Origin of the sequence: Altererythrobacter sp. KTW20L (assembly GCF_023501975.1) — a bacterium.
GTDB lineage: Bacteria > Pseudomonadota > Alphaproteobacteria > Sphingomonadales > Sphingomonadaceae > Alteraurantiacibacter.
In genome coordinates this window covers 16,701-40,938 of record NZ_JAMFLH010000006.1, presented here as the reverse complement: position 1 = coordinate 40,938, position 24,238 = coordinate 16,701, and the positions used below count along the sequence as shown (strand labels likewise).

Annotated in this window: 21 protein-coding genes and 1 pseudogene; 13 read left to right on the top strand and 9 right to left on the bottom strand. The window is 63.7% G+C overall.

The window, feature by feature from the left end:
• Positions 1–94 precede the first annotated feature (94 nt).
• The 3 genes from M3P36_RS07195 to M3P36_RS07185 all read left to right on the top strand — a co-directional run bounded on the left by M3P36_RS07195 (position 95) and on the right by M3P36_RS07185 (position 3,250).
• Positions 95–1,702, top strand: coding sequence for a carbon-nitrogen hydrolase family protein (locus M3P36_RS07195; RefSeq protein ID WP_249702576.1), 1,608 nt, complete (start codon positions 95–97; stop codon positions 1,700–1,702).
• 259 nt (positions 1,703–1,961) lie between these two features.
• Entirely contained in the window at positions 1,962–2,441 is a 480-nt protein-coding gene (locus M3P36_RS07190; protein WP_249702575.1) for a hypothetical protein, read from the top strand.
• 83 nt (positions 2,442–2,524) lie between these two features.
• Entirely contained in the window at positions 2,525–3,250 is a 726-nt protein-coding gene (locus M3P36_RS07185; RefSeq protein WP_249702574.1) for a hypothetical protein, read from the top strand.
• A 307-nt stretch (positions 3,251–3,557) separates the two neighbouring features.
• On the opposite strand, the gene M3P36_RS15325 is transcribed toward M3P36_RS07185, so the two are convergent.
• A complete protein-coding gene (locus M3P36_RS15325) occupies positions 3,558–4,133 on the bottom strand; it encodes a hypothetical protein (RefSeq protein WP_502798370.1) in 576 nt (191 codons plus the stop codon).
• Here M3P36_RS15325 and M3P36_RS07175 point away from each other — a divergent pair.
• Entirely contained in the window at positions 4,129–4,980 is an 852-nt protein-coding gene (locus M3P36_RS07175) for a TonB-dependent receptor domain-containing protein (RefSeq protein WP_249702572.1), read from the top strand. The two genes, M3P36_RS15325 and M3P36_RS07175, sit on opposite strands and share 5 nt — an antisense overlap.
• Positions 4,981–5,394: 414 nt before the next feature.
• Here the strand turns inward: M3P36_RS07175 and M3P36_RS07170 are convergent, their stop codons facing one another.
• The 5 genes and pseudogenes from M3P36_RS07170 to uxaC all read right to left on the bottom strand — a co-directional run bounded on the left by M3P36_RS07170 (position 5,395) and on the right by uxaC (position 11,674).
• On the bottom strand, positions 5,395–7,626 hold the full coding sequence (locus M3P36_RS07170) for a sialidase family protein (RefSeq protein WP_249702571.1): 2,232 nt from the start codon (positions 7,624–7,626) through the stop codon (positions 5,395–5,397).
• A 111-nt stretch (positions 7,627–7,737) separates the two neighbouring features.
• The gene (locus M3P36_RS07165) at positions 7,738–8,619 is read right to left on the bottom strand and encodes a metallophosphoesterase family protein (protein WP_249702570.1); all 882 of its coding nucleotides are present in this window, start codon (positions 8,617–8,619) and stop codon (positions 7,738–7,740) included.
• 254 nt (positions 8,620–8,873) lie between these two features.
• Complete coding sequence (locus M3P36_RS07160; RefSeq protein WP_349630552.1) at positions 8,874–10,085, bottom strand: mannitol dehydrogenase family protein; 1,212 nt, start codon at positions 10,083–10,085, stop codon at positions 8,874–8,876.
• The gene (locus M3P36_RS15245) at positions 10,086–10,235 is read right to left on the bottom strand and encodes a hypothetical protein (protein ID WP_349630551.1); all 150 of its coding nucleotides are present in this window, start codon (positions 10,233–10,235) and stop codon (positions 10,086–10,088) included.
• A gap of 29 nt (positions 10,236–10,264) precedes the next feature.
• Positions 10,265–11,674: pseudogene (gene uxaC / locus M3P36_RS07150) on the bottom strand (glucuronate isomerase).
• Between the two features lie 203 nt (positions 11,675–11,877).
• Here uxaC and M3P36_RS07145 point away from each other — a divergent pair.
• From M3P36_RS07145 to M3P36_RS07135, 3 genes are all read left to right on the top strand, one after another.
• Entirely contained in the window at positions 11,878–12,963 is a 1,086-nt protein-coding gene (locus M3P36_RS07145; protein WP_502798367.1) for a glycoside hydrolase family 43 protein, read from the top strand.
• Positions 12,964–13,134: 171 nt separating this feature from the next.
• Complete coding sequence (locus M3P36_RS07140) at positions 13,135–13,605, top strand: (2Fe-2S)-binding protein (protein ID WP_249702569.1); 471 nt, start codon at positions 13,135–13,137, stop codon at positions 13,603–13,605.
• On the top strand, positions 13,598–15,811 hold the full coding sequence (locus M3P36_RS07135) for a xanthine dehydrogenase family protein molybdopterin-binding subunit (protein WP_249702568.1): 2,214 nt from the start codon (positions 13,598–13,600) through the stop codon (positions 15,809–15,811). Before M3P36_RS07140 ends, M3P36_RS07135 begins: the two co-directional genes overlap by 8 nt.
• Before the next feature lie 57 nt (positions 15,812–15,868).
• Here M3P36_RS07135 and M3P36_RS07130 read toward each other — a convergent pair whose 3' ends face one another.
• The gene (locus M3P36_RS07130) at positions 15,869–17,521 is read right to left on the bottom strand and encodes a CHASE domain-containing protein (protein WP_249702567.1); all 1,653 of its coding nucleotides are present in this window, start codon (positions 17,519–17,521) and stop codon (positions 15,869–15,871) included.
• Between the two features lie 255 nt (positions 17,522–17,776).
• Between M3P36_RS07130 and M3P36_RS07125 the strand changes: the two genes are divergently transcribed.
• From M3P36_RS07125 to M3P36_RS07115, 3 genes are all read left to right on the top strand, one after another.
• Positions 17,777–17,983, top strand: coding sequence for a NepR family anti-sigma factor (locus M3P36_RS07125; RefSeq protein ID WP_249702566.1), 207 nt, complete (start codon positions 17,777–17,779; stop codon positions 17,981–17,983).
• On the top strand, positions 17,980–18,642 hold the full coding sequence (locus M3P36_RS07120) for a sigma-70 family RNA polymerase sigma factor (RefSeq protein ID WP_249702565.1): 663 nt from the start codon (positions 17,980–17,982) through the stop codon (positions 18,640–18,642). Before M3P36_RS07125 ends, M3P36_RS07120 begins: the two co-directional genes overlap by 4 nt.
• A gap of 71 nt (positions 18,643–18,713) precedes the next feature.
• The gene (locus tag M3P36_RS07115; protein WP_249702564.1) at positions 18,714–19,916 is read left to right on the top strand and encodes an AI-2E family transporter; all 1,203 of its coding nucleotides are present in this window, start codon (positions 18,714–18,716) and stop codon (positions 19,914–19,916) included.
• A 63-nt stretch (positions 19,917–19,979) separates the two neighbouring features.
• Here the strand turns inward: M3P36_RS07115 and M3P36_RS07110 are convergent, their stop codons facing one another.
• Complete coding sequence (locus M3P36_RS07110; protein ID WP_249702563.1) at positions 19,980–20,591, bottom strand: superoxide dismutase; 612 nt, start codon at positions 20,589–20,591, stop codon at positions 19,980–19,982.
• A 176-nt stretch (positions 20,592–20,767) separates the two neighbouring features.
• Here M3P36_RS07110 and glmM point away from each other — a divergent pair, with 176 nt between their 5' ends.
• The 3 genes from glmM to thiD are packed head-to-tail and all read left to right on the top strand — an operon-like array spanning position 20,768 to position 23,177.
• A complete protein-coding gene (gene glmM, locus M3P36_RS07105; protein WP_249702562.1) occupies positions 20,768–22,105 on the top strand; it encodes a phosphoglucosamine mutase in 1,338 nt (445 codons plus the stop codon).
• 8 nt (positions 22,106–22,113) lie between these two features.
• Positions 22,114–22,332, top strand: coding sequence for a DUF1272 domain-containing protein (locus M3P36_RS07100; protein ID WP_249702754.1), 219 nt, complete (start codon positions 22,114–22,116; stop codon positions 22,330–22,332).
• Positions 22,329–23,177 carry a bifunctional hydroxymethylpyrimidine kinase/phosphomethylpyrimidine kinase gene (thiD, locus tag M3P36_RS07095; RefSeq protein WP_249702561.1) on the top strand — a complete coding sequence of 283 codons (849 nt, stop codon included), beginning with the start codon at positions 22,329–22,331 and terminating at the stop codon, positions 23,175–23,177. Before M3P36_RS07100 ends, thiD begins: the two co-directional genes overlap by 4 nt.
• A 132-nt stretch (positions 23,178–23,309) precedes the next feature.
• On the opposite strand, the gene M3P36_RS07090 is transcribed toward thiD, so the two are convergent.
• The gene (locus tag M3P36_RS07090) at positions 23,310–24,206 is read right to left on the bottom strand and encodes an LOG family protein (RefSeq protein WP_249702753.1); all 897 of its coding nucleotides are present in this window, start codon (positions 24,204–24,206) and stop codon (positions 23,310–23,312) included.
• Positions 24,207–24,238 lie beyond the last annotated feature (32 nt).

Genomic DNA, 24,238 nt, shown 5'->3' with positions numbered 1-24,238 from the left:
CCCGGCAGGAGATGGACGCGATAGCTCTGGACATCCGGGCCGTGAACACTTCTGACGGGCAGCCGGATCAATTCAAGTTTTTCAGGAGCAGGCATTGCCAAGCAAGACCCCCGCCACACTCGACGTGCGTGAAGCCGTTGCGAGCGATGCCGCCGAGATTCTGGCCCTGATCGGCCGGGCCTATCCCGGAGTCGAAAACTACAGTCCCGGCCAGATCATTGGGCAGATCAACAATTTTCCCCAGGGGCAGTTCGTCGCGGTGTTTGAGGGCAAAGTCGTCGGCTATTGCGCCTCGTCCCGTATCGATGAGGCTATCGCGCTGGCGCCCCACGACTGGGCCACGATCACTGGCGACGGGTTCGGCAGCCGGCATGATCCAACGGGCGACTGGCTCTATGGCACCGAGATGGCGGTCGATGCCGGACATCGTGGCCTCAGGATCGGCAAGCGCCTATACGAAGTGCGGCGTGCGCTTGCGGAACGGCTTGAATTGCGCGGGATTGTCTTCGGCGGCCGCATGCCCGGCTATGCCCGCGTCAAGAACAAGGTCGATGGCCCAGAGGACTATCTGCGGCGCGTGGCCGAGGGCGAGCTCCGCGACCAGGTGATCAATTTCCAGCTTGCCAATGGTTTCACGCCGATCGGGGTGCTGAAAAGATATCTGCCGTTCGACAAGCAATCCGACGGGTTCGCCGCGCACATGGTGTGGCGCAATCCCTATGTCGATCCCAGCGAGCCGCCCGCATTCCGCGTGCCGCGTGACGTCGAGAGCGTTCGACTGGCCACCGTCCAGTTCCAGGCCCGCGCAGTGGAGGACTTTGGTGAATTTGTGAAGAACGTTGAATACTTCGTCGATGTCGCTGCGGATTACCGTTCGGATTTTGTGGTATTCCCCGAGCTGTTCACCATGCCGCTGCTCTCGTTCGAGCCGGAGACACTGTCGCCGATGGCGGCGATCGACCGGATGACCGAATACCGCGAGCCGATCGTGGCCGAGCTATCCCGCATGGCGCTGCGCTACAACATCAACATCATCGGCGGCTCGCACCCCACGCGGGTCGAGGACGGCAGCATCCAGAACATCGCCTATGTCTGCCTGCGCGACGGGTCGGTCCATTCGCAGGAGAAGATCCACCCGACGCCGAACGAAGCCTATTGGTGGAAGATCAAGGGCGGCAGTTCGGTGGCCGCCATCCAGACTGACGTCGGGCCCATCGGCGTGCTGATCTGCTACGATAGCGAGTTCCCCGAACTCGCCCGCCGGCTGGTGGACGAAGGCGCGCGGATCATCTTCGTGCCGTTCTGCACCGACAACCGTCAGGGCTATATGCGCGTGCGTTATTGTGCACAGGCGCGGGCGATCGAAAACCAGTGTTTCGTGGTCATGTCGGGCAATGTCGGCAATCTTCCGGGCGTTGACAACATGGACATCCAGTACGCCCAGTCGTGCATCCTGACCCCGTGCGACTTCCCCTTTGCACGTGACGGTATCGCGGCAGAGGCGAGCGAGAACATCGAGACCCTGACCATTGCCGACGTCAACCTGGCCGACCTGACCTGGGCCAGGGCCGAAGGGACCGTGCGCAATCTGGCCGACCGCCGCTTCGATCTTTATCGCATCGATTGGAAGACGGCTCGCAAGCGGGACATCCATGCCGGAGAGCCTCGCCCCCGTGGACCGAAGTCACCCGGAGGTGGGTGAAGTCTTGCAATCCACTTAGGCGATCGCGCGCATGGTAGGTGAACGAGGGGGCCCTTTCTCAATTGCGGCAAAGATCACACGTATCCAGAACCTGGCAGTCCACAACCGTCCCATTTGTCGTCATCGGATAACTCCTCTTGACAACGGCCTCGTCCTGGTCGCCTGAACCTCACCACCACTCAACCAGACCAGCGAAGGGGTCGGCAGCCGCAAGGCCGCCGGCCCCTTCGCGCATCTGGCGTCCAGAAAGGACCATGCCATGCGCATCCATGAATCCATTACCATCCTTGCGGTCGCCTATGGCGACGACGGCAGGCTGCTCGATTTTGCCACCTTCACCGCTACCCGCGAGGATTTGGAGACCATCGCCTTCGACCTGCAGCGGGGTCACCTGCAGCTGCATCCGCACATGCACCCCATGCTTCTGATGATGGCGCGGGTGCCGGAGGGCGGGCACGTCCTGGCCCCTGTCACGCAACGCGCGGATCCGGTCGATCGTGGTGCTCAGGCGGCGGTGTTCGACGCGATCGAGGATCGGGCAAAGGAGTTCGGCCTCGCCTACGTCCCGCCGTGGGAAGACGTGGATGAGGCCAGGCGCATCGCTACCCTGCCGGACCGGGCGCAAGCCGTCTGGTTGACCTGGGTCACCACCATGGCCGAGGACATCGAGGATCGGCGCCTGCTGGTTGCAGCATGGCGGGCATGGTCCGCACTGGAGGTGGCCCGGGTGCCGTTCTGACCCGCCAACGCACCTTCCATCACCAAGAACAACACCTGCCAGGGCCGCCATCGTGCGGCCCTTGGCGTATCTGGAGCACTGAAATGAAATACGTCGCCATCGACACCGAAAGCAGCTTCGACCCGTATTTGCGCGAGGCATACAGCTGCATCGAACCGGACCAGGAAAGGGCCCGCGGAGCCTGCCGCGTCATCACCGCCGCCAGCGCCTACGAATTCGAGCTGGACGAGGAAGGCCGTGTATCGACCGGCCCCCTGGTCAGCTGGACCGCACACGATCACAGTGAGGCGCAGATCCTGGGGCAGCTTTCGAACCACTTGATCAGCCGACCATCGCACGTCGTTATCACGTGGGGTGGTGCCAGCGCAGACGTTGTCCGGCTCACGCTGGCCTGCATGGGCCACGATCTTCCTTTGCCGGCGCAATTGCAGCGTGAACACTCGGGCCGCTGGTCACGCCAGCATGTCGACGTGGGGGCGGCCATGACGACCGCCAGAACCGGCAAGTATCACCACCTGTCTGGAATCCTGATTCGCCTCGACATCCCGGTGGGCTTGTTGCTGGAGAAAGCATGCCTGGAACAGGCCGAGACACCGGCTGAATGGAACCGGCTGCGCCAGCACTGCGAGCTGGACAGCCTGTTTGCCAGCATCGCATTCTTGGCTTGGCGCCGGGTCGAGGGAGCACCCGGGCTGCGGGTCCCGGAACCAATATGCGCACTGATCGCCGGATACTTGCGCCAGCGGCCCGGCTGCAATGCGGAAGCGATGCTCGCCGGTGTTGGCGCAGACATGGCTGCGAGAGTGTGAGAGCGGATGGCGTGGGCAGCGTAGTCGAAACAAGCCACAGCAGGCTATTATATTGTAGTCGATGTTGGTCAGATGGGCCGCAAGCACGAACGGCTGATTGCGGCCCGCAACGATGCCGTGCTTGCCGGGCAGAAGGTGCACCAATCGAGATAATCGAGGGAACTCGCAGGGAGTCAGCAAGCAAGCTCTGAGGCCGCGTTAGCCCTCCTCAAGTGACTCCACGACGTATGGTGACGTCATTGCCCGTGCTCGGCGATCCGTCACCCCGTTCTGATGCTGTGCCGCGGACTCTTGACGGACAACAGCCTCAATGCGTAGGCTTGCCCGCCCGACGTTCTAATGCCCGTACGATACTGGCACTGCCCGTTCCCTGGACATATTCGAGGCGATCGCGAACCTTGTCGAAAGCGCGGTAAGCGGCGTGCTTTGTCGCCCCCCATACGAACAGGATGACATCAGCACTCGCTGCGGACGCCGTGCCTTCCCCCGCCGCGTGGTCAGTCACGACGATGACGTTCGCCAAGGTAAGCTTTTCAATCTGCGCGGCGGCCTCACGAGCCGCCCGTTCGTGCAAAGACACGATCGCAATTTTATTGAATCCGCTGGATAGTAGTGGATCGCCCGTCGCTTCGAGCGTCTGCCACTGTCCTCCCAACGCTTCGTCGGTAGTCGCGGAGTCGAGTCCATGCCGGCGGCCCAGCCGGTGCCAAAGATGCCGATCAACAAAGGATAGTCCCTCATGATCAACCTTGATGAGAGCCGCGCCGTCATACCAGAGTGCGAGGTAGTCCTGCGCAACGCTCTGTTCTGTAAGGAGTTCTAGCGCCTCGCCGAGCCATGCGAGCCGCGAACGGACCGGCCGCGTTTCCCACCAATGCGTGATTGCGGTAGCGACCGAACTCTCGAGACGGCCATCGATCGAGAACTCCTACACGAACTTCCTGCCCGGCATTCAGGCGCGGTATAGTGCCGCAAATGATCGGCTGATCTTCCGGGCAAGCATCACCGAAGCGATCTCGCGGCCACCCCCAGGCGATCTCGTCCCGGCCCGCCAGGAGAATGCCCAGCTTAATCAGCGCATCATCGGCAACCCTGCCTTGCGTCCGGCAAGCTCGTGGAACTACGACGCTTCAGTCGAGTATTTCATGCCGCCGCTGGGCCTGATTTCGGCAGGGGTATTCCACAAGGACATCTCCGACTTCGTGTTCAGCTCCAGTCGCATCACCGCCGACGGTGTGGATGAGCGCACGCGTCAGAACGGCGAAGGTGGCTCGGTTACCGGTATCGAGATTGGCTGGGTACAGCAGTTCCCCAGCCTTCCCGGACTGCTGTCGGGCCTCGGGGTCGAGGCGAATTATACCTACCTCGACTCCGAAGGTGTGTATCCCAACCGGACCGATGCGCTGCCGCTGGTGAATTCGCCGGAGCACATCCTTAACGGCGTTGTCTCCTATGTGCAGGGCCCATTGAGCGTTCGCGTGTCATATAATTACTTGTCTGAGCGGATCGAATCCGTCGGGGCAAGGGCTGCCCTCGACGTCTACAACGAACACTCTGATGTGTGGGATCTAGTGATCCAGTTCCGTGTGTGGGGGGATAACAGCCTTTTTCTGAACGTGAAGAATCTGACCGACGAGCCAACGGTGCAGTATGTTGGGAACCGTGGGAATCCAACGCTCGTCACCTATTACGGCCGTCAGTTCAACTTCGGGCTGAACTTCGCGTTCTAGTTTCGAGATCTCTTCTCATGGCGCGTTGGCATAGTTGCCAACGCGCCTTCCGATTTGATTATTGGGCGCTGTAAAGGAAACGTCAGCCGTCCGATGGCTTGCCCTTGAAAACTGACAATTGATCGATGAAGTCCCGTTGTGGGCCGGTCGCGCTTCGCCCGGGCGACATAGTCGGAGAGGACCGGACAGCAGCTTTCCGCCTTTCGTCGCCCGGAACCCGCCATTCAGCAAGTGGCCCAATAGCCGGGATGCGGGCAAGGAAATCCCAGTCACGGGAGCCCCAGAGAAATTTGCCACATCTGTTGGTTCCCATCTTGGTCCCCTTTGGGACGCCATCCACCTCAACACCCTTGAAAAAAGTGTTCAGTCAACCAACGCGACCCGCTTCCACGAACTTATTTGCGGGCCGGTCCCTCACTCCGACCCAGGATCCAGCGGGATTTCGGCGTAGCGGTTGAAGCCCGAGCCGCCTTCGGATCCGGCGTCATAGACATAGGCCAGCGCGCGGGTTCCATCGGGTTTGCGGATGATGCTGCCGCGCACCCACGAACCGGCTATCCCTTCGACCTGAAGAACCGGCGCCTGCCACCTCGCGCCGTCGTTGCGCGTGCTCCAGATGCTGCGCGATGATTGCTCGACGAACAGGACATGGGCAGTATCGCCATCGAGGATGAGGTCGGCCGCAGGCTGCTGCGAATCCACCGCATGGGTGATGACCGGCCGTTCGGTTACCATGACGGCTGCTTGAGCGACATTATCGCCGCCTACACGGCGTTGCCACAAGGTGCCGTCGGCCAGGCGATAGACGATGTGCACGACATCGTTCTGCCCATCATAGACGAGCGGGAGTACCGCGCCATATTCCGCCTCTTCGGTGCCGGCGCCGCTTGCCAGCTGCTGGCGCGGTGTCAGCGTTCCGTCGGGCAGGATGCGGCGATACCAGATCGCGCCGTCGGCAGTGAAATAGGCCAGATGCACCACGCCGTCGCGGCCAAGCACCGCCTGCGGTCCGGCATTGCGGACTGCCGAGCCGGGATCGATTTCCCCGCCCGGCGCCCAGTGGCCGTCAGGAGAACGCACGGCGTAGTGCAGGCGGTCTGCCAGATAGACCGTCACCATGCTGCCATCGGGGCGAACGACCAGCGTGGCCATCTGCGAATGGGCTTCGCCTTCGGCCGCAACCTCGTCGCGGATTGCCCAGGTGTCAGGCTGGTCGGGATGATCGGAAATGCGGAAGGCGTGATGAAATACCGTCTGCGTTATCTGGTGGACGATGTGGATCGTATCGCCGACCAGCCTGCCGTCGACCGACTCCAGGTCGCCCGTGGCCGGACGGTTGGCGCCGTCCACCTCACGCCAGCTGCGTCCGCTATCGGTCGATTTCATCATCATGAAGCGATTGTCAGTCTCGCTCGGCTCCATGATGAAATAGAGATCACCGTTCCGCGCCTGCCAGGGGCCGATCCGCCCTGGCGTCTCGACAAATGTTCCACCCAGGTGCCCCGGCGGGACAGTCAGGCGGACCTGCGCCACCGGACTGCCGGGCAGTGCCGCGCCGCGATCGTCCACCATGCGAAAGGCGAACCGGTCACCGTCTTCGTTCATCAGCGGACCGTCCGCATGGCGGCGGATCACCAGCGGCCATTCGAATTCGCCATGTTGCCGCCCTTGCTGCCTCACGACCGCCCAGGGCGGGGTCTGCCGCTTGAGCGAGATGCCCGCCCCCGGAGTGAAGGGCGCCCTGGAACCGGGCAGCAGGTCTTCTGTCCCCGCTCCATGATTATAGGCCTGCGTGGCCACGATGCTGACGAGGGGCGAGCGCGGTTGGCCTTCCACCACGATATCCGCAAGCTCCACCATGCCGTTTGCAGGAACCATGATTCCTACGTCCGAAACGGGAAGTCCCGCGCCAATCGGCGTGGTGAATTCGAGCGTGTCGTCATCCAGGTTGACCGCGAGGTGACCGGCTTCGAGCTGGAGCTCCACCTCATGCCAATTGCCGGGGATGATTGTCGTGCGCTGCTCCGCCAGGATGCTCTCGTTCCCCTCTGCAACCCGGATGATCCGGATCCTGCCATCGAGGGTGATTTCTGCACGGCCGTAATTTTCGCCATCAACATAGGCGAAGACCATGCTGAATCCGTCGCGCGCTCCAGCGGGAAGGCGGAAGCGGGTTCCAAACGCGAATTCCTGCAGCGGCCATGGTGCGTTATACAAGGCCACCAGCCCGCCCGGCCCCCCGCTGGCGCGCAGGGCCGGTTGATCATCACCGGCGACGACCGCGAGATTATCCGAACTACCGGCAATCAGCGTCCAGTCCGGCGGGCTCGAACCGGGAGCCAGGCCCTCAAAGCTCATTTCCAGTTCGCGTTTGGGATAGGGGAAGCCGTGCGCCTCAAGCGTTTCCCAGGCCCCTGTATTCCGCCGCACTTGTAGCAGATAGGCGGCCGGACGATCCGGGGCGGCGCCGGTTGCCTCCGCTTCCAGTTCCATCCTGAGGCGGAAGGGGCGGTCGGCCGCGATGGTCACCTGCTCGTCGAGCCCGCCCGCCCAGCCTGCATCGGCATTGAGCGGTGCCTGGAAGTCGGCGCGGACGCGGGAAGACGGACCCTCGGCGCAGGCGGATGCTGCGAGCAGGACAACCATGGTCCCCGCAGCAATCCTCAAGCGGTAAACGGCGCGTTTCCGGGGTGATGACACGGTCTTCTCCGCATATGCTGGTGGCCAGGCGTGCTTGTGGCGCACCCGGAGTGCCTTCTACCTGTTGCGGAGCGCCGCAATCGAGAAGCTGTAAGCGTGGCGTTCGAGCGGCTGCGGGTTTCCGGTCTCGTAAGTCTGGACGTGCACCTCGTCAGCCTGCGTTATCGTGAACACGCGGAACATCGGCGTGTGTCGTGTCTCGTCCGGAATCTTGGTGCGTTCGAGGCCGGGAATGTGGAGATAGTGCACCTGCCCGATCTGCTTGGAATGGACCGTCCGGTCCATGTCCATATGCAGGTCGCCGGATATCACTGCGGCGAGTTTGGGTTGGGCGATGACTTCTGCAAACCTTTCGTTCTCGACCCCCTTCTCCGCGTTCTCCGGATAGACCCCCACCTGCGCCGCGTGGACGACGAGGAAAACAGGGTTCGGCGCCGCCCTCATCTGCTCCAGTATCCAGTCGATCCCGTCATCATGGAAGTCGCGCCCCATGTTGGGCGAGGCATAGACCAGCGTGACGCGGCCGTGATCCTGGACAAAACTCTCGCTGGTGATTTCCGGATTCCACTGCCGGGCATAACCTAGATAACGGGCAACACTCTGGTTGTGCTCCTCGTTGCCCATGATCGGATAGAACGGGCGGCTCAACTGCTGGAGCACCGGGGTGACGTTGTCGTACTGCAGCACCGTGCCCTTGTGCGCCAGGTCTCCCACACCCACCACGAAGTCGATCTGCTCGCGCCCGGCCAGGACGTTTACATCCCGCACCGCGGCCTCGACGCCGGGAAAGGCGGCTTCCGGCTTGGGTTCGGCATCGCCCAGAACGGCAAAGCGCAGGGCCAGGTCGGGATCGGGAGTCTGTGCGTGGACCGTGCAGCCGGTGGAAAAGAGGGCGGCGGAAATGGCGCCCAGAACGGCGAGCCGGAAGTCGATCTTCATCGGTAGATTGCTCCTGTTCCTGCCCACGATCAGAAGTTCGCCTTCTCGCCGATCCTGGCGGTCCGGCTGAAACCCTGTCGGTCACTGGTTGGGGGCGCCATTAGGTGCGGTATATGACACGGCAGCGACAATTCCGTTACAAGCCGATGACACTGCGGTTCATCCGGATCACCAGTCTCGTCAAAGGGCAATCTGCGCGGCACGGCATCGCGGCGAAGCGCATTGGTCTGGTTCTCGGACAATGGGCCGTTGGGTCAGGTGCAATTGCTCGCAAGACAGGCATCAAGTGCCACCAGAGCCGCCCCATCGGCGGCCCAGTTGTGCGCAAACAGGCCATCGCGGCCGAACAGGGCGCGGGCGATGCCGGATTGTCCGACTTCAAGCCACAGTTCGGCGAGTTCGCGTGCCATGGGATCATCCACAATGTGTCCATCCCCGCGGACGTGCTGCATCCAAGCCGCAAGGGCAGCGAGCAACGCTGGGCATTGCCGGCCAGCGGCCTGATGGTGGGCCATGACCTCCAGCCAGCGCTCGGGGATTTTCTGCGATCCGTCCATGGCGATCTGGGCCAGCCGGTGATCGAGCGCAGGATTAGCGAAGCGGGCCAGCAGGGCATCGGCATAGGCTGACAGGTCCTGCCCGGCGGCTGGCCGGAGACTTGAGGCCGCCTCCTCGCGCATAAGCTTCTCGATGGTCGGCCTGATTGCCGGGTCCGCCACGGCTTTATGCACGAACGTATGGCCATGCCGCAGGCCGATATAGGCAAGCGCGGAATGGGCGCCGTTCAACATGCGCAGTTTGGCCGTTTCGTAAGGCCGGACATCCTCGACCATCTGCGCTCCGCCGACCTCCCAGCGCGGCCTTCCGGCGGCAAACTTGTCCTCGATCACCCATTGCGAGAACGGCTCGGTCACCACCAGTGCTTCATCCCGCAGGCCCGTTGCCTCTTCTGCCTCGTCGCGATCGGTATCGCGCGTGGCGGGGACGATGCGGTCCACCATCGAGGAGGGACAGGTGCAGTGCTGCCCGAACCAGTCGAGCATGTCCGGGTCGATCTGGGCGAGGTATTCCCGCAGCAGCCTTTCAAGCACCCTGCCGTTGGCAGCAAGGTTGTCGCAACTGAGCAGGGTAACGCCCGCAAGTCCTGCATCGCGCCGCTGGCGCAAGGCGCGGCACAGCAAGGGATAGAAGCTGCCCTCCCCCGCCAGCGCCACGTCGAGCGAGCCATCGGCAGCGCGGCAATAGCCCTTCTCCGTGACCGTAAGGCTGACGATGCGGGTACCTGGTGCGGCAATAGCCGCGACCACCGCCGCCGGGTCGTCAGGCGCGACTATAACCTGGTTGATGGCCCCGTTCAGTCGATAGGCCGTCCCCTCCTCCGAGCGTTCCGCCAAGAGATAGAGACCGTCCTGCGGATTGAGCTGCCGGGCCACATCGGGCGAGCGCAGCGACACGCCGGTGATCATTCAGTCCCGGTCACCCGCTGTCATCGCGGCATCGGTATAGCTGGCAAGATGCGCCCTGGCAAAAGCACCCAGACCGAAATGGACGATGCCGAAGTTCTCGCTCGTCCGGTCATAGCCCGGATGGGCCACGCCGGGCGCCAGGCGCGCCATCGACCTCTGATCCAGCCTCAAGCCAGCCTTCACAGGCGATAGGCCGCTTTGGCGAGGTTATAGGCCAGGTCCACAGCCAGTTCGGCCGCCTCATCCTCTTCCAGCCGGTGTTCGCACACCAGTTCGGCCAGAAACCCGCAATCGATCCGCCGTGCCAGGTCATGCCGGGCAGGGATCGACAGGAAGGCGCGGGTATCGTCGTTGAAGCCCACGGTGTTGTAGAAGCCAGCCGTCTCGGTCGTCATCCGGCGATAGCGGCGCATGCCTTTGGGGCTGTCGTGGAACCACCAGGCTGGCCCCAGTTTGAGCGCCGGATAGTGGCCGGCCAACGGGGCGAGTTCGCGCGAGTAGGTGGTCTCGTCCAGCGTGAAGACGATCAGCGACAGGCGCGGATCGTTGCCGTGTTTGGCAAGCAAGGGGCGCAGGGCCGACACATATTCGGTCTGCATCGGGATATCCGCACCCTTGTCGCGCCCGAAGCGGTCGAACAGCAGCCGGTTGTGATTGCGGAACGATCCAGGGTGGACCTGCATGACCAGCCCGTCATCCAGGCTCATCGCAGCCATTTCGGTCAGCATCTGGGCGCGGAACAGTTCGGCATCCGCCGCGCTTGCCTTGCCCGAGGTAACCCGACCGAACAGCGCGCGCGCCTGTTCCTCGCCCAGATCGGCGGTGCGTGCTGTCGGGTGGCCGTGGTCGGACGAGGTGGCGCCCATCGACGCGAAGAACGCGCGGCGCTGGCGGTGGGCGGCAAGGTAGCCTGCCCAGTCATGGCAATCCTCACCGGTCAGGTCCGACAATGCGGCAAGGTTGTAGGCGAAGCCCTCGAACTCGGGATCGATTACCTGGTCAGGGCGATAGGCGGTGATGACCCGTCCGCCCCAGCCACTGTCGGCAATCGTGCGGTGGTGCTCCAGCCTGTCGAGCGGACCCTCCGTGGTAGCGATAACTTCAATATTGAAGCGGTCGAACAAAGCACGTGGGCGGCAGACATCGGTGGCCAGAGCTTCGGTGATCCGGTCGTATTAATGGTCCGATGTTTGCGCTTCGAGCCGCTGCTCCAGCCTGAAAACCTCGGCAAACACCCAGTCGAACCAGATCCGCGACGGTGTGCCGCAGAACAGGTGATAATTGACCGCCAGCAGACGCCAGGCTTCGCGCGGATCAGCCGTGCTTGCCTGCCCCTTGGGCGCTACCCCCAGCGCCTCCAGTGGTACACCTTGCGAATAGAGCATGCGCAGCACGTAGTGGTCGGGTACCAGCAGCAGTTCGGTCGCATTGCCGAAGCTCGCATTCCCCGCAAACCAGGCAGGATCGGTGTGTCCGTGCGGGCTGATGATCGGCAGGCCCTTGACCAGCGCATGGAGCTCTCTCGCGAGGCTGCGGACGGCAGGATCGGCCGGAAAGAGCCGGTCGGGATGGAGCGCGAGACTGGGCATGTTCGGTTATCTCCTCGCGCTTTCCGACTGCGCCGCGCCCGCTTCATTGAACGCTGCCTGGTGGCGGATAGCAGGCATTCGTACACCTGCAAAAGGCCAGCCCGTACGCCAATGCGCGCCTGTTGCGGCTCGGGCGCCTGCGCAACTCCCTTTGACACTTATGCCAGCTTCGCGCATATCGTGCCTATCCCGAAAACGAGGAAATGGAGAGTCAGGTGCGGAAAGCGGCGATTGCAATTGGTAGCGCTATCATACTTTTCGGAGCGAGCGGCTGCTCGCAAGCGGCGCAGGACGAAGCAGGCGAAGGGCCGGTATTCCTGTCCGAACCACTGGTGAGCGAGATATATACGGCCGATCCTTCCACTCACGTGTGGGAAGACGGACGTATCTATATCTACGCGTCGCATGATATCGAATCGGGCATACCGGAAGATGACCTTGGCAGCCATTTCGCCATGCGCGACTACCATGTGCTGTCGATGGACCGGGTCGGCGGACCGGTTACCGTCCACCCGGTGGCGCTGGACATCGACGATGTGCCATGGGCCGGTCGCCAGATGTGGGCACCCGATGCCGCCTATAAGGATGGCACCTATTTCCTGTACTTCCCGGCCAAGGACAAACAGGACGTGTTCCGCATCGGCGTGGCCACGTCCACCACCCCGGTCGGCCCGTTCACCGCGCAGCCCGAGGCGATTGCCGGCAGCTATTCGATGGATCCCAACGTGTTCCGCGATAGCGACGGGACGCACTACATGTACTTCGGCGGCATCTGGGGCGGCCAGCTGCAGCGCTGGGCCAACGGCCAGTATGACGCGAACGGCTCGGTCAGCGACCTGGAACAGCCCGACCAGCCGGCGATCATGCCGCGCATTGCGCGGATGAGCGGCAACATGCTGGAATTTGCCGAGGAACCGCGCGAAGTCATGCTGCTCGACGAGCTGGGCCAGCCACTGCTGGGCGGTGACAACGACCGCCGCTTCTTCGAAGGTGCCTGGGTCTTCAAGCGGGGTGAAACCTACTATTTAACCTATTCCACCGGCGACACGCATTACGTGGTCTATGCCACGGGCACTTCGCCCTATGGTCCGTTCACCTATCGCGGGCGCATCCTCAATCCGGTGCAGGGCTGGACCAGCCACCACTCGGTCACCGAGATCGCGGGGCAGTGGTACCTGTCATACCACGACACCCAGCTTTCGGGTCAGACGCACCTGCGCAACGTCATGATGGCGCCGCTGACCTTCAACGCCGACGGGACGATCCAGACGATCACCCCGATGCGGTAAATCCCTTCGGGGACTCAAGCCGGGGGCCTGCGACAATTTGGTGCAGGCCCACGGCCCTTGGGCCACTTGGCACGGGGGAATGAGCAGGCTAGACTGCCGAACAAGGATCATCTGCGCCCTCGCCCCTGATAGTTTCCGGCAGGTCGCCCATAACAGTTCAGGAGATGCCTCATGGCCTATACGGTCACCATCAACGGCGAAACGCGCGAGATCGATGCGCCCGAAGACATGCCCCTGCTGTGGGTTCTGCGGCAGGAACTCGGCATGGTCGGCACCAAGTTCGGTTGCGGCATCGGCATGTGCGGTGCCTGCACCGTCCACGTTGACGGGCAGGCCACCCGGTCCTGCTCGCTGCCGATCGGTTCGGTGGGGGACCGCCAGATCACCACGATCGAGCATCTTAGCCAATCCCCGGTGGGCCAGGCCCTGCAGCAGGCATGGCTGGACGAGGACGTGATGCAGTGCGGCTATTGCCAGTCGGGCCAACTGATGAGCGCGACGGCCCTGCTCAACCGCAACCCCAATCCCAGCGAGACCGAAATCAACAGCGCGATGCAGGGCAATATCTGCCGCTGCGCCTGCTACACCAGGATCAGCCGGGCCATCGCCCAGGTTGCAGCGGAGGGCACGGCCAATGTTTGAGGCTGGCATCGCCACGAGCCGTCGCTCGTTCCTCAAGGTCACCGCTCTGGCAGGCGGCGGGCTGACGCTGGCCGCCAGTTTCCCGATGGCCGCGCGTGCCGTGGCGGGAGAGGCTGCGGCAACTGCGGAACTGAACGCCTTTGTCACCATCAACCCCGACAACACCATCACCATCGTCGGCAAGAACCCGGAAATCGGCCAGGGCATCAAGACCATGCTGCCCATGCTGATTGCCGAGGAACTCGATGCCGACTGGGACCAGGTGCGCATCGTCCAGGGTGACAGCAACGCCGCCAAGTATGGCCCGCAGTTGGCCGGTGGCAGCTTTGCCACGCCGATGAACTGGATCCCCATGCGCCAGACCGGCGCTGCCGCCCGCGCCATGCTGCTGGCTGCCGCCGCGCAACGCTGGGGCGTTCCGGCAGGCGAACTCTCGACCGAACCTTCGGTCGTGGTCCACGCCTCATCGGGCCGCCGCGCCACCTATGGCGAACTGGCGAGCGATGCCGCCCATGTGGCCGTGCCCGACCCGGCATCGATCCAGCTGAAGGACGGCGCGGATTTCCGCATCATCGGCCGCGCCATCGGCGGGATCGACAGTCCGAAGATCGTCCGCGGCGAAGGCATTTTCGGTGTGGATACCCAGCTTCCGGGCATGGTCTATGCCGCCTATGAACGCAGCCGCGTGTTCGGTGCGCGCCTCGTTTCGGCCGATATCGAAGCGGCCAAGGCTGCCCCCGGCGTTATCAATGCCTTTACGGTGGAAGGCAACGGCAACGCCGCCGAACTGGTCGATGGCGTAGCCATCATTGCCAGCAACTGGTGGCTCGCCAACAAGGCGCGCGAACGCCTCAACCCGCAGTGGGACACCGGCGAATGGGCTGGCCACTCGTCTGCCAAGTATGATGCCGATGCCCGCGCCCTGATGGCTGCGGGCCAGCCGCAGGAGGAATTTGCTTCCAAGGGCGATGTCGATGCCGCCCTGGCCTCGGCAACGCAGGTGATCGAAGGCGAATATTCCTATCCCTTCCTCGCCCACGTGGCGATGGAGCCGATGAACTGCACCGCCCTGATGCGCGAAGACGGCGTGATGGAGATGTGGGCGCCAACCCAGATCCCGCAAGGCGGCCAGGCCTCTGTCGCCGCCTACCTCGGCGTGCCGCAGGACAAGGTGCTGGTCCACATCACCCGCATGGGCGGCGGTTTTGGTCGGCGGCTCAACAACGACTACATGATGCAGGTGGCGGCCATTGCCCGGCGCATGCCCGGCACCCCGGTGCAACTCATCTGGAGCCGGGAAGACGACGTGCGGACCGATTACTACCGGCCCGCCGGCTGGCACAAGCTGCGCGCGGGGCTGGATGCGGATGGCAAGATCATCGGCATCGAGGACCACTTCGTGACCTTCGACATCAACGGCGGCGCGTTCAACCCGGCTGCCATGCCTGCAGACGAATTCCCCGCCCGCTACGTTTCCAATGTGCGCTACGCCCAGACCAAAATGCGGACGGCCGTGCCGATGGGCGCATTGCGGGCACCTACTTCCAATGCCGTGGCCTTTGTGTTCCAGAGCTTCCTTGATGAAGTGGCCCATGCCAGCGGCCGTGATCTGCCGACCCTGTTGCTCGACATTGTCGAAGGAGCCGAACCCGAGCCATCGACCATGGGCTTCACCGGGCCGTCTGCCGGGTTCGATCCGCGCCGCCTGCGCGCCGTGACCCGCAAGGTCATGGAGATGGCGAACTGGGGCCAGCCAGTGGCCGAAGGCCGCGCGCTGGGCTTTGGCTATTACTACAGCCACCAGGGCTATTTCGCCGAGGTGGTGGAAGCCAGCCTGACCGACCGCAACCAGGTGGCCGTGCACAATGTGTGGTGCGCCGGCGACGTGGGGGCGCACATCATCAACCCGCATGGCGCGATGAACCAGGTCGAAGGCTCGATCATCGACGGGATCGGCCAGGCGCTGCAACTGGCGGTGGAGATCGAAGGCGGCGCTGCCAAGCAGTCGAACTTCAACAACTACCAGTTGCCGCGCATGCCGATGACCCCGGTGATCCATGCCGAATTCGTGCTGTCGGACAACTCGCCGACAGGCCTTGGCGAGCCGGCCCTGCCGCCGGTCATTCCGGCGCTGACCAATGCCCTTTTCGCCCTGACCGGCAAGCGGGTGCGCAACCTGCCGATCGACACTTCCCTGTTCACTTGACGGGCCTGTTCACCTGATAGCGATCCTGCCCTTCCCCGCCACGGGGAGGGGCCGGGCTCACTTGGCCGGGTCGGAGAGGATCGTGCGTCCCTGCGCCTGAGCGCGGGCCGCGCGTATGGAAAACTCGGTCGGTTGGCGCACGGGGATCATCAGTACGCAGCGCACACCTTCGGGATCAAAATCGAGCTGGACCGGATTGCGCAATTCGTGGGCCACGATCCGCTCGATCAGATCGGTACCGAACCCGCGGCCCCGCTGTGCCGGCACTGGCGGCCCGCCCCGTTCGACCCACTCGACTCGCACCAGTTCAGGGGCAGCGAGCGACCACAGCACGCTGACCTTGCCGCCCGGCTGGCTAAGCGCACCATACTTGGCGGCATTGGTCGCCAACTCATGCACCGCCAGGCCCAGTGACAGCGCATCGTTGGGCGCAAGCTCGATCTGCGGGCCGCCCATTTCCACTGCCCGGTCGCTGTCATGCGCATAGGGCCGCAGTTCGGCACGGATAACCTCGGCCACCGGGGTGGTTCCCCAATCTGACCGGGTTAGCAGGTCGTGAGTGGCCGAAAGGGCACGAATCCGGCCGTCGAGACCATTGGCGAATTCGTCCACGCTGTCGGCCCGCCGACGGGTCAGCGCGATGATCGACAGCACGTTGGCGAGCGTGTTCTTGACCCGGTGGTTCAACTCGCGCGTCAGCGAATTGCGGATCGAGGCCTGCTCCTCGAACCATATAAGGCTGGCCTCGTCCTCGATCGCCTGCTGGGTCAGCATGCGGACCAACAGCATCAGCAGGCTGGCCACCAGCAGGCCGAAGATCAGCGTGGCCATCGACAGGCCGGACAATGCGCCACCCGGCGCGCGGCTGACTTCCAGCACGAATGGTGAATTGGCGATGGCCACGGTCACGCCGTGCTGGTCGGCCCGCGCCTCGGGTGTGGCCAATGTGCTGGCCATCAAGTTTTCTTCGCTCACCGAGCGGTCGTAGAAGCTGACGCCGTACTCCCCGCTGTCTTCGATCGCGAGCGCACTGGCGAGAAAGTCCGAGGCGTTGAACGGGCTGTAGATATAGCCGCGCAGCCGCCTGCCACCGGGCGCGGCCTCGAACACCGGCATATAGATCAGGAAACCGGGATTATCCCCCGTCGGCTCCTGCGCCAGCACCACCCTGCCGCTGACGACCGGGCGGGCGCTGCGTTCAGCTTCCAGCATGGCAAACCGTCGTACCGGTTCGGAAAACATGTCGAAGCCCAGCGCTCGCCGGTTACGTTCGGTGTCCGGCTGGAGATAGGTGACCGGCACCGAATAGGCCTGCTCCCCACTGGGGGGAGGGTGGAGCTGGGCCGGTATCGCAGCGCCCCTGGCCATGATCGCCTCGAATTCGGCAATCTGGTTGGGCCGCACCACCATGGCCCAACCCACGCCTTCGGCCCCGCGGTAGTCGGCATCCAGCTTCAGTTCGGATACGAAACGACGGAACTCCTCGGGCTGGACTTCGTCAAGCGAGGCCAACAGGGCCGCGCCGGCGCGCAGATAGGCGCTGCTGGCGTTGGCGCGGCGTTCAAGAGCCGAAGCGATGGCTGTGGTGCGGCTTGACAGCTGGGTCTGGGCACGCTGAGTTTCGCTGCGTTCGATGGCAAAGATGGACAGCACGGTAATCGCGGCCACCAGCAGGAAGATTCCCACCGGCAAGCCACGCGGATAGCTCACGAGCCATCGGTTAGCCTTGCTGCGCTTGCCGGTACGCCCGTCCAAAACTCTCTCCGCCCACGCCCAAGACGCTACTGATCACCTTTCGGGAACCGGATGGCGCGTCTTTCGTTCCCCTACCTGACTAATAGATTCGACGAACAGTTCTGCGAACAGATTCTGGCCGCAACAGCGGAAGGGTAACCGGGACGTGAAGCCTTGCTGCATTAGCGTTGCGCAGGCAAGTTGCACTTTGGGGATAAAGACGGGACTTTGATGCACCAGACCATGACCGAAAATCACAAACCGACGAGCGGGGCAGCTTCCGGCAAGGCAGGAGCCCGGGCCGTAAAGCCTGTGCCACAACCCGATTGGGCCAACGGATTGCGCAACATCTACAATTCAGTCGTAAGCGAACCGTTGCCCAGCGACATGTTGAAGCTTCTCGCCAGCCTCGATGACGAAGAAGTCGACGATAAATGAGCATTGGACCGCAAGCAGCGCCCGAGCGAAAGCCGGAGCAAGCGCCGGTGGAACGCCCGCCGCGCAGCGCCGATGACAGGCGCGCGTTCAAGCGCGAGCTGACCGACGTGCTACCGCACCTGCGTGCTTTCGCCCGCGGCCTGTGCGGCAGGCCCGACATGGCCGACGACCTGGTTCAGGAAACCATGCTCAAGGCCTGGGCCGCCCAGGAACGCTTCGAACCCGGCACCTCGATGCGCGCCTGGACCTTCGTGATCCTGCGCAACGTGTTCCTCACCGACATGCGCCGCAACCGCTTCCGCGGCGAGTATGACGAAACCGTGGCCGAACGCATTCTGGTCGCTCCGGCGGGACAGGAAGAACCCATCCACCTGTCCGACCTCCACCGTGCCTTGTTGACCCTTCCCCCGGAACGGCGCGAGGCGCTGCTGCTGGTGGGTGCAGGCGGATTTTCCTACGAGGAAGCGGCAGAAATCTGCGGCTGTGCCGTGGGCACGATCAAGAGCCGCGTGGGCCGTGCCCGGGCCACGCTGGCCGGCATGATCGAGGACGGGACCGTGCCGGATCGTTCGCTGAGCGACCCTTCTGCCCACAGGGCAATCCTGGAAGAACTCGACATGGTCGCCGCAGGTGACGGCATAACGACGCACCTGCGCTGACATCCGCTTGATTGCGCGCCCCGCCCGCGCCATGCACAACAGCAGGCACGTGGGGGAATGGTGGCGCGACGATGACTGCTCCTGTCGATGATCTGACAACTGCATCGCCGAGCCCGGCAAATGCGCCCCCGCGCCCTTCGGCAACTGCTACGCCCACGCCGCATCGCCGGCGAATGGCCTTTGCCGAGCAGGAACTGCGCCTGATGTCGGCGCTGGTCGTGTTGCTGGCCATCGGCCTGTTTCTCGCCCTTCCTTTCGTCCTGTCGATCGGAGCGGTCGTTTTCCTGCCGCTGGTGACCGCCATCATCCTGACCGTCCTGCTTTCTCCGCTGGCCGACAAGCTGGCCGGCTGGGGCTTGCCCAACTTGCTTGCCTCGCTCGCATCGCTGCTGGTGTTCATCGGAGTCGTGGCTCTGGCACTGACGGCAGTCCTTCGCCCTGCCGTGTCGTTGTATGACCAGGTTCCTGCGATGATCGCGCGAGTCGGGGATCACTTCAGCCAGTTGCAGGGCAGCCTTGCCTGGATCACCCGCCTGAACGAACAGGTGGCCGAAATCGTCGGCACGCAGGATGGCCGTGAAGTGGTGCTGGCAGGCCCGTCGATGCTCGAACAATTGGCCTTTGCCACCCCTACGGTGCTGCTCGAAGTGTTGCTGACGATCATGCTGGCCTTCTTCATGATCGAGGCGCGGGTGAGGCTGCGGCGGCGGCTGCTGCTGCAACGCACGGCAGTGGACGCCAGCCTGAAGGCGGCGCGGGTGATGCGCGCAGTGCAGGACCGGGTGGCGGCCTATATCCTCACTGTTGGCTTCATCAATTCGGGCGTCGGTGTGGTCGTGGCATTGGGTGCCTGGGCCATGGGACTGGATGCCCCGGTAATGTGGGGCGGGCTTGCTGCGCTGCTCAATTTCCTGCCCTATGTCGGCCCGCTGCTGATGGTGGCGCTGCTGGCCCTGTTTGGCCTCGGCTCGGCCGATTCGCCGCTGGTCGGCCTGATTCCGGCTGCCGCCTACCTTGGGCTCCATACGGTCGAGGCGAATTTCATCACGCCTGCGGTCCTGGGCGCGCGGTTTACCATGAACCCGGTAATGATCCTGCTGGCGCTGGCCTATTTCACCTGGATCTGGGGAGTGACCGGCGCACTGCTGTCGGTACCGATCCTTTTGTCGTTGACCGCGCTGGTGGATCACCTCGGCACGCCAAATTTCATCGGCTTCCTGTTCGGCGAACCCTTGTTTGCCAACAACGTGCTGGAACTTTCGGGCGGGGACTGATCGCAGGCACAAAAAAGCCCGCCGTGGACTATCGCACGGCGGGCATCTTTTCGTGTCGCCAGATCAGGCCGGATAGGTCCAGGCCGTGCCGCGCGCCAGGTTGTCGGCGGCGAAGTCCCAGTTCAGGTGGCCATCGATCACGGCGGCCAGGTAGTTCGGCCGGGCATTCTGGTGATCGAGGTAATAGGCATGCTCCCACACGTCCACGGTGAGCAGCGGGTTGAAGCCCTGGTCCACCAGCGTGTCCCCATCGTGGGTTTCCTCGATCGACAGCTTGCCGTCCTTCTCGGCCAGCCATACCCAGCCGCTGGCAAAGTGGCCCGCGCCCCGGTCCTTAAGCTTGGTAGCGAAGTCATCGAGCGAACCGAAAGCCTCGTCGATCTTGTCGGCCAGGTCGCCCGAGGGGCCGCTGGTCGAAGGCGCCAGCGAGTGCCAGTAGAACCCGTGGTTCCAGCTCTGAGCGGCATTGTTGAACAGGCCCTGGTTCGTTCCGCGCGCGGCGGCGATCACCTCTTCCAGGCTCTTGCCTGCAAGGTCGGTCCCGGTCACGGCGGCATTGGTCTTGTCGATATAGGCCTTGTGGTGCTTGCCGTGGTGGTAGCCCAGCGTTTCGGCGCTGATGGCAGGCGCCAACGCTTCGCTATCGTAGGGCAGCGGCAAAAGTTCGAAAGCCATTGGACAATTCCTTCAATCTGGTGAGCGGTAAACGGATCCCATGTCCCGCCAACGCACAGGCACCGCATCGGTGCCGGATTTGCGCGCCTGCCGGAACATCGAAGCGTGACATTGGTTGCGCGCCACGCCATTGCAAGGGCAGGAATCCTGTCAGGCACTAAAGGAACATGGGGTCGATGCCACGCAAGCTGTTCGGGACCGACGGTATCCGCGGTCGCGCCAATGCCGGCAAGCTGGATGCCTTCACGGCAATGAAAGTGGGCCAGGCGGCCGGCAAGCATTTCCTGCGAGGGGCTCACAAGCACCGGGTAGTGATCGGCAAGGACACGCGCCTGTCGGGTTATATGATGGAAAGCGCGCTGACAGCCGGGTTCACCAGCGTTGGCATGGACGTAATTCTGACCGGGCCGCTCCCCTCTCCCGCCGTCGCCCTGCTCACGCGCGAAATGCGGGCCGATATCGGCGTGATGATCTCTGCCAGCCACAACAAGTTTGCCGACAACGGCATCAAGCTGTTCGGCCCTGATGGCTACAAGCTGTCCGATGCCGACGAACTGGCGATCGAGGCCGAAATCGCCCGCCAGCAGGAGCTGGCCCAGGCCGAGCACATTGGTCGCGCACGCCGGATCGACGATGCGCGCGGGCGCTATATCCACGCGGTCAAGCAATCGGTGCCCGACGATATCCGGCTCGATGGCCTCAAGATCGTGGTCGATTGCGCCCACGGCGCGGCCTACCAGGTGGCCCCAACGGCAATCTGGGAACTGGGCGCCGAAGTGGCGGCGATGGGCGTTTCGCCCAACGGCCTCAACATCAACGACGGCGTGGGATCGACCGACCTGGGGGCGATCAAGGCCCGCGTGCTGGAAGAAGGCGCCGATATCGGCATTGCGCTGGATGGCGATGCGGACCGGCTGATCGTGATCGACGAAAAGGGCGAGGAAGTGGACGGCGACCAGCTGATGGCGCTGATCGGGCTGTCGCTGGCGCGCGAAGGCCTGCTGCGGGGCGGCGGCGTGGTGGCCACGGTCATGTCGAACCTCGGCCTGGAGCGGTGTCTTGCCGCCGAAGGGCTGAAACTGGTGCGCACCAAGGTCGGCGACCGTTACGTGCTCGAAGCCATGCGCGCGGGTGGTTACAATGTGGGCGGCGAGCAATCGGGCCACATGATCCTGACCGACCATGCCACCACCGGCGATGGCACGATTGCCGCGCTGCAGGTGCTGGTGGCGCTGGTCCGCAGCGGCAAGCCCGCCAGCGAACTGCTCCACCTGTTCGACAAGGTGCCGCAACTGCTCAAGAACGTGCGCTATGACGGGGCGGACCCGCTCGATACCGATGCGGTCAAGCAGGCCATCGCCGATGGCGCGGCGGACCTTGGCAGCGGCGGGAGGCTGGTGATCCGCAAGAGCGGCACCGAACCCCTGATCCGCGTGATGGCCGAGGGGGACGACGGGGCGCTTGTCACGCGGGTGGTGGACCAGATCTGCCGCGCGGTGGAGGCCGCTGCTTGACCCTGGAAATGCGCCCGGACTGCGAAGGGTGTGGCACCGACCTACCCGCCGCAATGCCGGGTGCTTTCATCTGCAGCTTCGAATGCACATTCTGCGCAGCCTGCGCCGACCGGCTTGACGAACAGTGCCCTAATTGCGGCGGCGAATTGCTGGACCGTCCGACGCGGGCAGTGCGTCATCACGCGCAGCACCCGCCGTCTGTGACAAGGCGGTTCAAGGCCGGATGAGCGCGCGCCCCCCTCGCATCCTTGTGATCGCCGGGTCGGACAGCTCGGGCGGCGCGGGCATCCAGGCCGACATCAAGACGATCACCATGCTCGGCGGCTATGCCATGACCGCGATCACCGCCGTCACTGCGCAGAACACGCGCGGCGTCACCGGCGTGGAGCTGCTCAGCCCCGACATGGTCGCAGCGCAAATGGATGCCTGCATGACCGACATCGGGGTCGATGCGGTGAAGATCGGCATGCTCGGCAGCGCCGATATTGCAGAAGTGGTGGCCGACCGGCTGGAAGACCTGCCTTGCCCCATCGTGTTTGATCCGGTGATGGTGGCGACCAGCGGCTCTGCGCTGGCCGACGAGGCGACCATTGGCGTGTTCGACTGGCTGATGGAGTTGGCCACAGTGACCACGCCAAACTTGCCTGAACTGGAACGGCTCAGCGGAATGCGGGTCGTGACCGAGATCGACCAGGCCCATGCTGCGGATAAATTGCTGACGAGAACACAAGGTCGCGCGCTACTGGCCAAGGGCGGGCATTGGCCGGGAGGCGAAATCAGACATTCGAGCGGCGAACGGGAGAGCACAGACGATCTGGTATTCGACTTTCTCTACGAGCGAACTCGCGATGGCTTCTGGTCGGAGAGAAGCTGGTCAGCCGGTCGAATCCATACCCGTCACACCCATGGCACTGGGTGCACGCTCGGCAGCGCCATTGCCACGCTGCTGGCGCAAGGGCGAGCATTGCCTGAAGCAATCGCCGAAGCCCGCCTGTTCGTCCGCCGCGCGCTGGAAGCCGCACCCGGGTTCGGTTCAGGCAACGGGCCGATGGGGCACCAGGCGGTGCGCTGATCTGATTCCTCCCCAGAATGGGGAGGGGGACCATGTGAAACATGGTGGTGGGGGCTCACCGCCGACGCAGCGCCCCGTTGCCAGCCCCCACCACCACCCTTCGGGCGGTCCCCCTCCGCGAAGCGGGGAGGATCAATCGCAACCGCGGATCGGGTTGCTCAGCTTGTAAAACTCGCAGATGCAGGCCCAGGCCTCGTCGGCCGTCTCGCACCAGTGGATAAGGTCAAGGTCGGCGGCACTGATCGTGCCTTCTTCCACCAGTCCCTGGAAATCGACGATGCGGTTCCAGAACTTTTTCCCGAACAGCATGATCGGGATGCGCTTCATCTTGCCGGTTTGGATCAGGGTGAGAAGCTCGAACAACTCGTCGCAAGTGCCGAACCCGCCTGGAAACACCGCCACGGCCCGCGCGCGGATCAGGAAGTGCATTTTCCTGAGCGCGAAGTAGTGGAAGTTCAGGCTGAGGTAGGGCGTCACATACTGGTTGGGCGCCTGTTCGTGCGGCAGCACGATGTTGAGGCCGATGCTCTCCGCCCCCGCGTCGCTCGCGCCCTTGTTGGCCGCTTCCATGATCGACGGCCCGCCACCCGAGCAGACCACGAACTGGCGCAGGCCTTCCTCGACGATCGCTCGCTCACTCACCATCCGCGCCAGTTTGTAGGCTTCGGCGTAGTATTGCGCCTTGGCGATGAGGTTTTCCTGCACCGTCCGCTCGCGGTCGGACAGGTAGCCGAGACCGGCCTGCATCGTCTCGGCCATCTCGGGCGAGGGAATGCGGGCGGAACCGTACATCACAAGGGTGGAGCCGACGCGCGCTTCCTCCAGTACCATCTCGGGCTTCAGCAGTTCGAGCTGGAACCGCACCGGGCGCAGTTCCTCGCGCAGCAGGAAATCGGTATCGCGAAAGGCCAGCCGATAGGTCGGGTGGCGGGTCTGCGGCGTGTCGCCGGGCGCGCGCTCGGCAAAGCCGGCCTCGGCCTGCGCAGGATAGAACTTGCGCGTGACGAGGTCGTGGTCGCCCTCTTCAATCTGTCCGTGGGGTCCGGGGGTGGGTTCGTCCA

Excerpts from the sequence above, each read along its gene's own strand:
- M3P36_RS07190 (WP_249702575.1), top strand. The coding sequence starts at position 1,962 with ATGCGCATCCATGAATCCATTACCATCCTTGCGGTCGCCTATGGCGAC.
- M3P36_RS07185 (WP_249702574.1), top strand. The coding sequence starts at position 2,525 with ATGAAATACGTCGCCATCGACACCGAAAGCAGCTTCGACCCGTATTTG.
- M3P36_RS07170 (WP_249702571.1), bottom strand. The coding sequence starts at position 7,626 with ATGGTTGTCCTGCTCGCAGCATCCGCCTGCGCCGAGGGTCCGTCTTCC.
- M3P36_RS07165 (WP_249702570.1), bottom strand. The coding sequence starts at position 8,619 with ATGAAGATCGACTTCCGGCTCGCCGTTCTGGGCGCCATTTCCGCCGCC.
- M3P36_RS07160 (WP_349630552.1), bottom strand. The coding sequence starts at position 10,085 with ATGATCACCGGCGTGTCGCTGCGCTCGCCCGATGTGGCCCGGCAGCTC.
- M3P36_RS15245 (WP_349630551.1), bottom strand. The coding sequence starts at position 10,235 with ATGGCGCGCCTGGCGCCCGGCGTGGCCCATCCGGGCTATGACCGGACG.
- M3P36_RS07145 (WP_502798367.1), top strand. The coding sequence starts at position 11,878 with ATGGAGAGTCAGGTGCGGAAAGCGGCGATTGCAATTGGTAGCGCTATC.
- M3P36_RS07140 (WP_249702569.1), top strand. The coding sequence starts at position 13,135 with ATGGCCTATACGGTCACCATCAACGGCGAAACGCGCGAGATCGATGCG.
- M3P36_RS07135 (WP_249702568.1), top strand. The coding sequence starts at position 13,598 with ATGTTTGAGGCTGGCATCGCCACGAGCCGTCGCTCGTTCCTCAAGGTC.
- M3P36_RS07125 (WP_249702566.1), top strand. The coding sequence starts at position 17,777 with ATGCACCAGACCATGACCGAAAATCACAAACCGACGAGCGGGGCAGCT.
- M3P36_RS07120 (WP_249702565.1), top strand. The coding sequence starts at position 17,980 with ATGAGCATTGGACCGCAAGCAGCGCCCGAGCGAAAGCCGGAGCAAGCG.
- M3P36_RS07115 (WP_249702564.1), top strand. The coding sequence starts at position 18,714 with ATGACTGCTCCTGTCGATGATCTGACAACTGCATCGCCGAGCCCGGCA.
- M3P36_RS07110 (WP_249702563.1), bottom strand. The coding sequence starts at position 20,591 with ATGGCTTTCGAACTTTTGCCGCTGCCCTACGATAGCGAAGCGTTGGCG.
- glmM (WP_249702562.1), top strand. The coding sequence starts at position 20,768 with ATGCCACGCAAGCTGTTCGGGACCGACGGTATCCGCGGTCGCGCCAAT.
- M3P36_RS07100 (WP_249702754.1), top strand. The coding sequence starts at position 22,114 with ATGCGCCCGGACTGCGAAGGGTGTGGCACCGACCTACCCGCCGCAATG.
- thiD (WP_249702561.1), top strand. The coding sequence starts at position 22,329 with ATGAGCGCGCGCCCCCCTCGCATCCTTGTGATCGCCGGGTCGGACAGC.